This is a genomic window from Kitasatospora sp. NPDC059747, from assembly GCF_042732955.1.
GTDB lineage: Bacteria > Actinomycetota > Actinomycetes > Streptomycetales > Streptomycetaceae > Kitasatospora.
Genome location: NZ_JBHWGV010000019.1, coordinates 68,996 through 82,275, shown reverse-complemented (window position 1 = coordinate 82,275; position 13,280 = coordinate 68,996). Strand labels below are relative to the sequence as shown.

The window sequence follows — 13,280 nt, the reverse complement described above, 5'->3', positions numbered from 1 at the left end:
GGTCCGCATCCGCCCGCGCCGGTTCACGTTGGTTCGCGCCAGTTCGCTCCGCCTGCGCCCGTTCGCGCGGTGGAGGTGCCCGGGCCGCGGGCGGCGGCTTGAATGGGCGGATGGACTGCGTCTTCTGTGCGGTCGTCGCCGGCACCGAGCCCGCGCACCGGGTGCTGGACGACGAGGCGGCGGTGGCCTTCCTGGACCGGCGACCGCTCTTCCCCGGGCACGTCCTCGTCGTCCCGCGCACCCACCACCGCACCCTCGCCGACCTGCCGGCCGCCGACGTGGGGCCGTTCTTCCTGCGGGTCCAGCGGGTGGCCGCCGCCGTGGAGCGCGGGCTGGGCGCGGCCGGGACCTTCGTCGCGGCGAACAACCGGATCAGCCAGTCGGTGCCGCACCTCCACGTCCACGTCGTGCCGCGCAATCCGAAGGACGGGCTGCGCGGCTTCTTCTGGCCGCGCGGGACGTACCCGGACGAGGCTGCGGCGGCCGAGGTCGCGGCGCGGCTGCGGACGGCCCTGGCGCCGTAGGGCGGGGCGGGGCCCCTTTCGGATTTCGTAAGCGCCTTTGACCAAACCCCTTGACAGGTATAGACCATAGCGGTTCAGTCGTCATCACCCCCACAACTCCCCCACTGCACCGAGGGTGATGACGTGTCAGTCAAACGCGCATTCGCGCTGCTCTCCGCCATGACGACGGCGCTCGCCGTCCTCCTGCTCTTCCCGGCCGGCGCCGGCGCCGCCACCTGCGGCACGCCGTGGAGCTCCTCGGCCGTGTACACCGGCGGAGCCGCCGTCTCGTACGGCGGGCACAACTGGGCCGCCAAGTGGTGGACCCGGAACGAGCCGCCCAGTACCGGCGGTTCCGGCGTCTGGTCCGACCAGGGCGCCTGCGGCGGCTCCGGCGACCCGTCGCCCACACCGACCCCCACCCAGCCCGGTCCGGGCGGATTCCCGGTCAGCCAGGCCCAGTTCGAGCAGATGTTCCCGAACCGGAACCCCTTCTACACCTACCAGGGCCTCCTCGACGCGCTCCCCGCCTACCCCGGCTTCACCACCACCGGCAGCGACACCGTCCGCCGGCAGGAGGCCGCCGCGTTCCTCGCCAACGTCAGCCACGAGACCGGCGGGCTGGTCTACGTCGTCGAGCAGAACACCGCCAACTACCCGCACTACTGCGACGCTTCGCAGCCGTACGGGTGCCCGGCCGGGCAGGCCGCGTACTACGGGCGCGGGCCGATCCAGCTCAGCTGGAACTTCAACTACAAGGCCGCCGGGGACTCGCTCGGGATCGACCTGCTGGACAGTCCGGGCCTGGTGGAGACCGATCCGGCCGTCGCCTGGAAGACCGGCCTCTGGTACTGGAACACCCAGAACGGGCCGGGCACCATGACCGCACACGACGCGATGGTCAACGGCGCCGGCTTCGGCGAGACGATCCGCAGCATCAACGGCACGCTGGAGTGCAACGGCAACAACCCGGCGCAGATGCAGCACCGGGTCAGCCTGTACCAGGGGTTCGCGCAGCTCCTCGGCGTGGATCCGGGGGCGAACCTGACCTGCTGACGCGCCCCGCCCGTACTTCGCCCGTACTTCGCCCGGCCCGTACGTCGCCCCGCATTCCGCCCGTACTTCGCCTGTACTTCGGCGAGCGCAGCGGGGCGTACTCCCGGGGACGCACGGGGAGGCGGCGCAGATCACCATGAGGGCTGACGAATCGGCAGGTGGGCGGGCCTAGGCTCATAGTCATGAACGAACTCGCCTGCCTCGTCCAGCGGACGGCCGACCGGCTCGCGGGCCAGCACGTCGGCGCGGTGGTCGCCGGGCTGGCCGGCGGCGCCGTGGAGATCCACGGTGCCGGGCGCACCGGTCCGGGCGGCGGCGCGCCCGGACCGCGCACGCTGTTCGAAATCGGTTCCGTCACCAAGGTGTTCACCTCGCTCGCGCTCGCCCGGATGGTGCTCGACGGCTCCACCGCGCTGGAGGAGCCGGCCGCCGCACTGCTCCCCGGCGGCACCGTGCTCCCCGTCCGGGGCGGGCGGGAGATCACCCTGAAGGACCTCGCCACGCACACCTCGGGACTCCCCCGCCTGCCCCGGGGCGTCCTGGTGGCCAGTCTGTTCACCTCGCGCCGGTCCGATCCGTACGCGCACTGCACGGCGGAGCACGTCCTCGCCGGGCTCGGCCGCACCAAGCTGCGCTCGGCGCCCGGGCGCAGCTTCCGCTACTCCAACCTCGGCGCCGGGCTGCTCGGTCTCGCGCTGGCCGAGCGGGCCGGGGTTGGGTACGAGGAGCTGGTGCGCCGGGAGGTCTGCGCGCCGCTCGGGCTCGGGGACACCGTCGTGACGCCCGGCGAGGAGCATTCCGACCGGCTCGCCCGGGGGCACTCGGCGGCCGCACGGCCGGTGCCGTACTGGGACCTCGCCGACCTGGGAGGCATGGGGGCGCTCCGCTCGACCGCCGCCGACCTCTCGATACTCCTGCGGGCCCAGCTGGCCGCCGGCCGCGAGCCGGACGGGCCGCTGGCGCCCGCGGTCTCGCTCACCAGGGAGGTGCGGCACCGCGTCAACCCGTTCGCCTGGATGCACCTGGGGTGGCTCGGCCACCGCCTGCACACCCAGCAGGGCGGTCACCTCCAGATCTGGCACAACGGCGGCACGGGCGGGTTCCGGTCCTTCGTCGCCTTCGATCCGGAGAAGCAGGTGGGGGTGGTGGTCCTGGTCAACAGCGGGCGGTCTGCCGATTCGGCGGGGACGGCGCTGCTGCGCAGGTTGCAGAACGAGTTCGCGACGGCGGTGTAGCCGGCGCGGAGAGGCGGAAGCGGCGAGGCGGCGACGAGCCCGAGAGGGTTGGATTCTCGAACTCACTAGATCTATAGTGAGTTTGCTTTTCCAACTACCCTCTCAGGTCCCCAACACCCAAGAAGGGCGGCCGTCATGCGTGACGCCGTGATCGTCGAAGCCGTCCGCACCCCCGTCGGCAAGGGCAAGCCGGGAGGCTCGCTGGCCGGCGTCCACCCGGTCGAGTTGCTCGCGCACACGCTCCAGGCCCTGATCGGGCGCAGCGGCATCGATCCGGCCCTGGTCGACGACGTGATCGGCGGCTGCGTCGACCAGGTCGCCGAGCAGGCGATGAACACCACCCGCTACGCGTGGCTCGCGGCCGGGTTCCCGGACTCCGTCCCGGCGACCACGGTCGACCGGCAGTGCGGCTCCTCCCAGCAGGCGGTGCACTTCGCCGCGCAGGGCGTGATCGCGGGCGCCTACGACATCGTGGTCGCCTGCGGGATCGAGTCGATGAGCCGCGTGCCGATGTGGTCCAACGTGCCGCCCGGCGCCGATCCGTTCGGCGCGTCCGTCGCCGCCCGCTACCCCGGCGGGCTGGTCCCGCAGGGCGTCAGCGCCGAGCTGATCGCCGCGAAGTGGTCGATCTCGCGCGAGGAGATGGACGCCTTCGCCGCCGACTCGCACGCCAAGGCGGCACGAGCCCACGCGGACGGCCTGTTCACGGCCGAACTCGCACCGGTCCCCACCCCGAACGGGCTCGTGACCATGGACGAGTCGGTGCGGCTGGGCACCACCCCCGAGGTGCTCGCCGGGCTGCGCCCCGCCTTCGAGGACCCGGGCTACGCGGAGCGCTTCCCGCAGATCTCGTGGTCGGTGACGGCGGGCAACAGCAGCCCGATCAACGACGGCGCCTCCGCCGTCCTGATCACCAGCAGCGAGACCGCCGCCCGGCTCGGCCTGCGCCCGCTGGCCCGGCTGCACTCCTTCGCGGTCACCGGCTCGGACCCGCTGCTGATGCTCACCGGCGTGCTGCCCGCCACCGACAAGGTGCTGCGCCGCTCGGGGCTCTCGCTCGCCGACATCGACCTGTTCGAGGTGAACGAGGCCTTCGCGAGCGTCGTCCTGACCTGGCTCCGGGAGACCGGCGCCGACCCGGCCCGGCTCAACGTCAACGGCGGCGCGATCGCCCTCGGCCACCCGCTGGGCGCGAGCGGCACCCGCCTGATGACCACCCTGGTCCACGAGATGCGCCGGCGCGGCGCGCGGTACGCGCTGCAGACGATGTGCGAGGCGGGCGGCCTGGCGAACGCGACGATCCTGGAGTCGATCGCCTGACGCCCGGAGTCGGTCGCCCGACGGCGGGGCCGGTGCACCCCTAGGGGTGCCCGTAGGGGCCGTATGTCGACGGCCGTCGTACTCTCCGGTGGAACCCCTACACCGCTGAGGCGACGTCAATTCCCTTGCGCGGCACATACGGTCCTCGCATGACCGGAATTCGTCGCACTGCCGCGGCGGCGGCCCTGCTGCTCGCCCTGCCGCTGTCCGTCGTCGTCGCCGCACCCGCGCTCGCCGCCTCCCCACCCGCGGCCGCCGCGGCCACCTCTCCCGGCACCGCCGGCACCCCGGCCACCACGCCGGCCGCCGTCCACGTCGAACTCCCGCGCCCGACCGGGCCGCACGCGGTCGGGCGGGAGATCCTGCACCTCGTCGACCAGGACCGGCCCGACCCGTGGGTGCCGTCGGCGGGTCCGCGCCAGCTGATGGTGTCGATGTACTACCCCGCCAAGGCGGGCACCGGCGGCCCGGCCCCGTACATGACGCCCGAGGCCGCACGGATGCTGCTGGACGCGAAGCTGCCGGGCAACACCATCCCGACCGAGGCGATCACCGCCACCCGGACCTGGGCCGAGTCCGACGCGCGCCCCGCGCCCGGCCGGTACCCGCTGATCCTCCTCTCGCCCGGCTTCACGATGCCGCGCACCTCGCTGACCAGCCTCGCCGAGGACCTGTCCAGCCGCGGCTACGTCGTCGCGCTGATCGACCACACCTACGAGAACACCGGAACGACCTTCCCCGACGGGCAGACGCTCCCCTGCGTCATGTGCGGCCAGCTGAAGACCCCGGAGGCCTGGGCGGGCCTGGACCGCAGCCGCGCGAAGGACGCCTCCTTCGTCCTCGACCAGCTGACCGCCCACCCCCACCCCGCCTGGCGTTACTCGCGCATGATCGACCCCGACCGCATCGGCATGGCCGGCCACTCCGCCGGCGGTGCGGCGACCGTCCCGGCCCTGCTCACCGACAACCGGATCCAGGCCGGCGTGGACCTGGACGGCAGCATGGACGTCACCGTGCCCGCCTCCGGCATCGGCGGCAAGCCGTTCATGATGATCGGCCACCCCCTGCCGGACGGCGAGGAGGACACCAGCTGGAGCCAGAGCTGGCCCAACCTCGACGGCTGGAAGCGCTGGCTGACCGTCGCGGGCACCAACCACCCCTCATTCACCGACTTCCCGCTGTTCCTCGACGCGCTCGGCCTCCCCGACACCGGCCGGACGATCCCCGCCCAGCGCGCGCTCTCGCTCACGCGCGAGTACGTCGCGGCCTTCTTCGACCTGCAGTTGAAGGGCGTCGACCAGCCGATCCTCGACGGGCCGACGGCGGAGAACCCGGAGGTCGGCTTCCACTCGTAGGCGCCGGCCGCGAGCGTCGCGAGGCCGTCGGCACGGTGCCGACGGCCTCGTCGGCGTCCCCGCGCCCCGGCGGAGCCGGGCGGCGACCGGCAGGCCAGACGGCAGCCGGCAGCCGGGCAGGGCAGGCGGCGACCGGGCGGGTGGGCGGCGACCGGCAGGCCAGACGGCAGCCGGACGGGGCAGGCGGTGACCGGGCGGGTGGGCGGCGACCGGCAGGCCGGACGGGGCAGGCGGTGACCGGGCGGGTGGGCGGCGACCGGCAGGCCGGACGGGGCAGGCGGTGACCGGGCGGGTGGGCCAGGGAACGCCCGGGCGGGCTAGGGAGCGGCCGAGGCGAGTGGTTCGAGCAGCCGGTGCGGGCCGGCCAGCGCGAGCGAGACCGGGTCGGTGCGCGGGGCGCCGCCGCGGCCGGGGTTGGGCCGGATCACGACTTCGGCGGGCGGGACGAACCGGCCGCAGTGCGGGCACGCGCCCGTGCGGTCGAGGTCCGTGCCGCAGGCGGCGTGCGCGAAGAGGTGGCGCGGACCGTCCGGGGTGGCGTGCCGACCGCCCCAGCGGCTCAACAGGTAGAGCGGCGCCCACAGTTCGAGTCCGGCCTCGGTGAGCAGGTAGCCGTGGCGCAGCGGCGCGTACTGGTACGGCTCCTTGCGCAGGACGCCGGCGGCGACGAGCGTGTTGAGGCGGGCGGTGAGGACGGCCCGCGGGATGCCGAGGTGGACGAGGAAGTCGTTGAAGCGCTGCACGCCGTAGAAGGCGTCACGCACGATCAGGAGGCTCCAGCGCTCGCCGACCACCTCCAGGGCGCGGGCGAGTGCGCAGTCCTGCAGTTCGTAGTCGGTTCCGAGCGCCATGGCGGTCAGCGTAGTCCAGTCGCCCAGTGGGTTCAATCAACAGACTCTTGGTGGTAGCGTGCTACCGGAAGGCAGGTTCATTCACCAGACCCACTGGACCCACCGCCGCTCCCGGAGGGAACGCCGATGTCCCCCGCACCAACCGGCCCCGTGCCCGTCCGGCCCGCTGCCACCCTGGTCACCACCGCGGTCGCCACCGCGCTGGTCACCGTCGCCTACACCGCCCCCACCGCCTCGCTCGCCGCCACCGCCGAGGCGGCCCACCTCGGGGCCGGAGGCCGCACCTGGATCCTCACCGGCACCCTCGTCGGCATCTCGGCCCTGCTGCTCACCGCCGGCAGCGCGGCCGACGACCACGGGCGCAAGCGCGTCTTCACCTTCGGCGTACTGCTGTTCGCCGCCTCCGAGGCGCTCGCCGCCCTCGCCCCCGGCGGCGCCGCCTACCTCACCGCCCGGGTGCTGCTCGGCGCCGGTTCGGCGGCGATCCTGGCGCCCGCGCTCGGGCTGATCAGCCACGCGTTCCCGCCCGGACCGGCCCGGATCAGGGCGCTCGGCGTGTGGGGTGCGGCGGTCGGCCTGGGCATCGCGATCGGCCCGGTCTACGGCGCGCTGGTCGCGCAGTGGGCCGGGTGGCGGGCGGTCGGCGGCGGGCTCGCCGTCGTGTCCGCGGCGCTCGCGGCCCTCGCCTCGGCCGTCCTCGCCGAGTCACGGGCCGACCGGCCCCGCCCGCTCGACCCCTGGGGCGTCCTCACCCTCGCCGCCGGAACGACCTTGCTGATCGCCGGACTGGCCGAGGGCCGCACCGGCTGGGGCCGGCCCGCAGTACTGGTGCTGCTGGCGGCCGGGGTGCTGCTGCTCGCACTGTTCGCCCTGGTCGAAGCCAAGGTCCGGGAGCCGATGCTGGACCTCTCGCTGTTCCGCAGCCCCGGCTTCATCGCGGCCACCGGCGGGGCGATGTTCACCGGGCTGTCGATGGTCGGCTTCATGAGCTACCTGCCCACCCTGCTCCAGGGCGTCCTCGGCCTCTCCGGGCCGGCGGTCGGCGGGGTGCTGGCCATCTGGTCGGGCCTCTCGGTCCTCGCCGCCCTCCAGGCCCGACGGCTCGCGGCCCACCTGGCGGCGACCACCCAGGTCGCGGTCGGGCTGCTGATCTGCGGCATCGGCGAGGCCGGCCTGTACGGGCTGGGCCCGGACTCCACCTGGGCACGGCTGGCGCCCGGGCTCGCGGTCGCGGGCATCGGCAGCGGCATGCTGAACGCCGCCCTCGCCCGGCTCGCGGTGAGCAGCGTCCCGGCCCACCGGGCGGCCATGGGATCCGGCGCCAACAACACGTCCCGGTACGTGGGTTCGGCCCTGGGCGTGGCGGTCACGGTGGCCGTGGCCGCCTCCGCCCACCCGACCGCCCCCGGCCACGAGGCAGCGGCCCGCGCCCTGGCGGCGGGCATCGACCGAGCCGTCGTCGTAGCGGCCGCCCTGTGCTTCGCCGGAGCCCTGCTGGCCCTGGCCTCCCGCGCTGCCGAATCCCGCAGGACGGGAGCCGCGGAGGGGGCGAAGGCCCCGACACGGGAGCGAGTCCCCACCAGTTGAGGGCACACAGAAAGTCGCCCCACCCGACTTCTGGCGCTGCCCCACCACAGCAGAACGCCACCAACCCAATCGCCCAGGCCAAGCGGCTCCCCCACTCGCGCCAAAAGTCGGCCCGCCCGACTTCTCACGCCTCCGCCTGCCCAACACAGACCACAAGACCGAACCGGCCGACGCCCCATCCCGGAGCCAAAAGCCACCCAAACGGCAAAGCCCCATCCCGCGCCAAAAGTCGGCCCACCCGACCCCTGGCGCCCCCCACGAGCCCAACCCGGACCACAAAACCAAACCGACCCACGCCCCCATCCCGGAGCCAAAAGTCGGCCCAACCGACTTCCAGCGCGCCCCCTGCCCCAGCAGAGTCAAAAGCCACCCAAACGACGAAGCCCCCACTCCGCACCAAAAGTCGGCCCACCCGACTCCTGGCGCCCCGCCCCAACCCAGAGCACCCAACCGAGCCGGGCGGAACGGGCCGAAAAGTCGACCCGCCCGACTTCCAGCGTCTCAGCGTCAGGCAAGCCTGCGCCCCACGGCCAGCCAGCGTCGAAAGACGCGGGCGGCCGCCAGCGCAGAAAGTCGATTCGGCCGACTTTCCGTCGCTGTGTGTGAGGGCAGTCGGGGGCCGGAAGAACAAGTCGGCCACGTCGACCTCCTCTCGCGTGCGCGGAGTCATGGAAACGCAGGGCGCAAGTCCGCGAGATCAAATCCCGTGCACGAGCAGACCGCACAGGAAGTCGGCCAGGACGACCTCCCACGACCCCGGCGATACCAACCGGGGCAGCGGGCCAGCGGAGCAAGCCGGTGAAATCAACACGCCACAACCGGGCCCACCACACAGGAAGTCGGCCAGGACAACTTCCCGCGCCCCCGGCGATGCCGACCGGGGCAGCGGGCCAGCGGAGCAAGCCGGTGAAATCAACACGCCACAACCGAGCCCACCACACAGGAAGTCGACCAGAACGACCTCCCGCGCCCCCGGCGATGCCGACCGGGGCAGCGGGCCAGCGGAGCAAGCCGGTGAAATCGACACGCCACAACCGGGCCCACCACACAGGAAGTCGGCCAGGACGACTTCCCGCGCCCCCGGCGATGCCGACCGGGGCAGCGGGCCGGCGGAGGAAGCCGATGGAATCGACACGCCACAACCGAGCCCGCCACACAGGAAGTCGGCCAGGACGACCTCCCACGACCCCGGCGATACCGACCAGGGCAACGGGCCGGCGGAGGAAGTCGGCCAGGACGACTTCCCGCGGCCTGTCCGGCCGCGTGAGAAGCCGGTCGCATCGACTGCCCGTGGCTGTCGGAGAGTCGACCCGTGAGAGCAGGGAGCCCTACCGACTTCGCTTGCCGGATCGGGGTCATGATCGGCGCGCTGCTGGTGTCGCCGGTCTTGCTGGTGGCAGGCAGTCCGCTGCGCCGCCGGTGCGTGGGGCACCTCTACCGGGATGGTGCGCACTCGCCGGTCGACCGGGCGCGGGTTCGAGGGATCCGGGCCGTTGGGTGAGCCGCGGTCCGGTGGTCGGGGTTCTGGTGGGTACGCCCCGGGCGGTGATGTCACGGTGAGCGGGCTCCGGGGGCCGCGTGCGAAGATGGCAGGGCTGGTGGAAGCGATCTCCGGACGGTTCTCTGGCCATGGTGAACGAGAACGAGCCGCGCACGGGGGAGCCGCGGCAGGACGCCCTGCTGATGGTCCCGATCGCGACGGCGCTGATCGAGGCCGACGGGCGGATCCTGCACTGGAGCAGCGACGCCGAGGCACTGCTCGGTTACACCGCCGCCGAGGCGGTCGGTGCGAGGGCCGCGCAGTTGCTGACCTCGGACGAGGAGCGGCCCGACGTGCTGGAGCTGTTCCAGCAGATCCTGGACGGGCGGCCGTGGTCCGGGGTGTTCCCCGTGCGGCACCGGGACGGGCATCCCGTGAACCTGGAGTTCCGCACCCATCCCATCGCCGGCCCCGGCGGGCGCCCGCTGGTGCTGGCCGTCGCCTCGGACGTCACGACGCTGCGCCGGATCCAGGCGGACCTGGCGGTCCTGGACGGGTTCTTCACGCAGTCCCCGGTCGGCATGGGCGTCTTCGACGCCGATCTGCGGTTCGTCCGCCTCAACGAGGCGCTGGCCCGGGTCAACGGCCTGTCCGTCGGGGCGCACGTCGGCCACCGGCTGACCGAGCTGCTGCCCGGGATCAACGGCGCCGAGGCGGAGGCCGTGATGCGGCGGGTGCTGGAGACGGGCACGCCGGTCGTGGACACGCGCTCGCACGGCCGCACTCCGGGCGATCCGCAGCACGACCACGCCTGGTCCGCCTCGTACTTCCGACTGGAGGAGCCGGGCGGGCGGGTGCTCGGGGTCAGTTCGACGGTCATCGACATCAGCAAGCAGTTCCACGCCGACGCCCGCGCCGCCCGCGCGCAGGAGCGGCTGGCCCTGCTCGTCGACGCGACGGCCTCCATCGGCACCACGCTGGACCTGCGGCAGACCGCCCGCGAGCTGGCCGACGCGATGGTCCCGAGGGTGGCCGACATCAGCGGCGTGTTCGCCCTGGAGGCGCTGGTCGCCGGGCGCAACGTCGAGCCGACCGACCGGCTCGTCCCGCTGCTGGTGCGCCGGCTGGCCCTCGCGTCCACCGATCCGCTGTACCCGGCGGAGGCCCTGCCCGTCGACGCGGTGTACGAGCTCCCCCACGACTCCCCGTACGCGCGGGCGCTCGCCACCGGGCGGACGGTCGTCGTGCCGTCCTGGGAGCTGCCGCTGCTCAGCGAGGGCATCACCGAGAGCCGCCGCCAGGCCGCGCTCGGCGACCGGCCGCGCTCGGTGCGGATCACCCCGCTGGTGGCGCGCGGCACGACGCTCGGCATGATCGTGTACTCGCGGCGCGGCGCCCGGGAGTCCTTCGCCGAGGCGGACATCACGCTCGGTGACGAGCTGGCCTCGCGCGCCGCCGTCGCGATCGACAACGCCCGGCTGTACCTGCGCCAGCACCAGACCGTCCTCGCCCGCCAGCAGGCGCTGCGGGAGGCGAAGGCCGCGCAGGAGCGGCTGGCGCTGGTCAACGTGGCGTCCGCCCGGATCGGCACCACGCTCGAAATCGACCGCACCGCGCAGGAGTTGGCCGAGGTGGCGACGCCCAGGCTGGCCGACACGGTGGTCGTCGAGGTGCTGGACGACCTCGTCCGCGGCGAGCGTGAGGCCCGCCCCTCCGGGGACGGCTCCGCGCTCCTGCGCCGGATGGCCTTCCACTCCGTGCACGGCTCCACCCTGCGCCCGATCGACCGGACCGGTGGCGTGCAGCGCTTCCGGCCCGGCTCGCCGTACGCGTGGGCGCTGGCGAACCGCAAGCCCGTGCTGGTGCCGCGGATGGACGCCGAGGGGCTGGCCTGGTTCGCCGACGACCCGGTGCGCACCGCCGCGGTGCGCGAGCAGAACGTCCGTTCGTTCATGGTGGTCCCGCTGATCGCGCGCGGCACTCCGGTCGGCGTCGCGGGCTTCTACCGCACCCTCGTCGAGCGCCCCTACGAGGACGACGACCTGGCGTTGGCCGGGGAGTTGGCGGTGCGGGCGGCCGTGTCCATCGACAACGCGCTGCTGTTCACCCGCGAGCGCGACGCCGCCGCGGCCCGCCAGCGCGCGCTCGACGAGGCATGGGCCGCGCAGCAGCGGCTGTCGCTGCTCAACGAGGCCAGCACCCGGATCGGCACCACCCTCGATCTGCACAACACCGCACGGGAGTTGGTGGAGGTCGTGATCCCGCGCTTCGCCGACTTCGTCACCGTCGACCTGCGCGACGCGGTGCTCGGCGGCGAGGAGCCGGGGCCCGTCCCGCCCGACGGCTCGGTGCTGATGCGGGCGGTCGCGGTCGGCGAGGTCGGCCCCTCGGGCACCATGACCGGCGCGGCGGACTCCGTCGGCGAGACGTCGCAGTCCGCCGCGCTGTACGCCGAGAGCCTGCGCAGCGGGCGGTCGATCCTCGTCTCCGAGGTCACCGAGGACGACCTGCGCCGGATCGTCGCCTCGCCCGACCGGGTGGAGCCCGGGCTGGCGGCGGGGGTGCACTCGTACCTGATGGTGCCGCTGGTGGCGCGCGGACTCGTGCTCGGCGGGGCGGAGTTCATCCGCATGGCCAACCCGGTGCCGTTCGGGCCGGCCGACCAGGCGCTGGCCGAGGAGCTCGCCGCCCGCACCGCCCTCGCGATCGACAACGGACGGCTCTACCGGCGCGAGCGGGACACCGCGCTCACCCTCCAGCGCAGCCTGCTGCCGCAGGAGATCCACCGCACGCTCGGCCTGGACATCGCCTACCGCTACCTGCCGAGCAGTGTCGTCAGCGAGGTCGGCGGCGACTGGTTCGACGTCGTTCCGCTGCCCTCCGGACGGGTCGCGCTGATCGTCGGCGACGTCATGGGACACGGCATCCGGGCCGCCGCCACCATGGGCCAACTGCGCACCGTCGCCCGCACGTTGATCACCCTCGACCTCGACCCGGCGCGCGTCCTGCACCGGCTCGACGAGGCCACCATCGCACTCGGGGACGGGCAGTTCGCGACCTGCGTGTGCGTCGTCTACGACCCCGTCGACCGCCACTGCACCGCCGCCTGCGCCGGACACCTGCCGCCGGTCGTCGCCGAGCCCGGCGGGCGGGCCCGGACGATCGAGCTGCCGCCCGGCGCGCCGCTCGGCGTCGGCGGAGTCCCGTTCGAGAGCGTCGAGTTCACCCTCCCCGAGGAGGCCATCCTCGCGCTCTACACCGACGGGCTCGTCGAACGCCGGGGCCGCGACATCGACGAGGGCATCCAACTGCTCTGCCGCACGATCGCCGACCGGCGCCGCTCCCTGGAGCAGACCTGCGACGCCGTCCTCGCCGAACTCACCGGCCGCACCGCCGAGGACGACATCGCCGTCATCATGGCCCAGGTCCGCCCGGTCGGCGCGGACCGGATCGCGACCCTGCCGCTCAGCGGCGACCGCGCGATGGTCGCGCACTCCCGCCGCTTCACCCGCACGACACTCGCCGACTGGGGGCTCGACGCCCTCGCCGACTGGGCCGAGCTGCTCACCAGCGAACTCATCACCAACGCCCTCGTCCACGCCGGATCCCCCACCCAGCTACGGCTGTTCTGCAACCGGATGCTCACCGTCGAGGTCGCCGACCAGGAGGGCGAGGCCCCGCGCATGCGGCCCGCCAGGTCCGAGGACGAGGGCGGGCGCGGCATGCACCTCGTCAACGAGCTCGCCCACCGCTGGGGCAGCCGGCGGACCGGGGACGGCAAGGTGGTCTGGTTCGAGCTGGAGCTGCCGCCCGGCACGACGGGCACCTCCTGAACCGCGTGTGGCCTGCGACGACAACGGTTGATTGTCGGCCCCGCACTGCGGTTGTTGGCC

At 73.7% G+C, this 13,280-nt stretch carries 8 protein-coding genes; 7 read left to right on the top strand and 1 reads right to left on the bottom strand.

Going from position 1 to position 13,280, the window contains the following annotated elements; translation table 11 throughout:
• Window positions 1–110: 110 nt before the first annotated feature.
• The 5 genes from ACFV4G_RS11320 (at window position 111) to ACFV4G_RS11300 (ending at window position 5,469) form a co-directional block, all read left to right on the top strand.
• A complete protein-coding gene (locus ACFV4G_RS11320; protein ID WP_380438911.1) occupies window positions 111–524 on the top strand; it encodes an HIT family protein in 414 nt (137 codons plus the stop codon).
• A 159-nt stretch (window positions 525–683) separates the two neighbouring features.
• Window positions 684–1,559: a glycoside hydrolase family 19 protein gene (locus ACFV4G_RS11315; RefSeq protein ID WP_380438949.1), complete on the top strand. Its 876-nt coding sequence runs from the start codon at window positions 684–686 to the stop codon at window positions 1,557–1,559.
• Between the two features lie 182 nt (window positions 1,560–1,741).
• Window positions 1,742–2,794 (top strand): serine hydrolase domain-containing protein, encoded by a 1,053-nt coding sequence (locus tag ACFV4G_RS11310; RefSeq protein ID WP_380438909.1) that lies wholly within the window; start codon window positions 1,742–1,744, stop codon window positions 2,792–2,794.
• Between the two features lie 135 nt (window positions 2,795–2,929).
• Window positions 2,930–4,114, top strand: a complete 1,185-nt coding sequence (locus ACFV4G_RS11305) for a thiolase family protein (RefSeq protein WP_380438908.1) — start codon at window positions 2,930–2,932, stop codon at window positions 4,112–4,114.
• Window positions 4,115–4,263: 149 nt separating this feature from the next.
• The gene (locus tag ACFV4G_RS11300; protein ID WP_380438906.1) at window positions 4,264–5,469 is read left to right on the top strand and encodes an alpha/beta hydrolase family protein; all 1,206 of its coding nucleotides are present in this window, start codon (window positions 4,264–4,266) and stop codon (window positions 5,467–5,469) included.
• 317 nt (window positions 5,470–5,786) lie between these two features.
• On the opposite strand, the gene ACFV4G_RS11295 is transcribed toward ACFV4G_RS11300, so the two are convergent.
• A complete protein-coding gene (locus ACFV4G_RS11295) occupies window positions 5,787–6,320 on the bottom strand; it encodes a winged helix-turn-helix transcriptional regulator (RefSeq protein ID WP_380438904.1) in 534 nt (177 codons plus the stop codon).
• Between the two features lie 126 nt (window positions 6,321–6,446).
• Here ACFV4G_RS11295 and ACFV4G_RS11290 point away from each other — a divergent pair, with 126 nt between their 5' ends.
• A complete protein-coding gene (locus ACFV4G_RS11290; protein WP_380438902.1) occupies window positions 6,447–7,907 on the top strand; it encodes an MFS transporter in 1,461 nt (486 codons plus the stop codon).
• A 1,629-nt stretch (window positions 7,908–9,536) separates the two neighbouring features.
• The gene (locus tag ACFV4G_RS11285) at window positions 9,537–13,220 is read left to right on the top strand and encodes a SpoIIE family protein phosphatase (protein ID WP_380438900.1); all 3,684 of its coding nucleotides are present in this window, start codon (window positions 9,537–9,539) and stop codon (window positions 13,218–13,220) included.
• Window positions 13,221–13,280 lie beyond the last annotated feature (60 nt).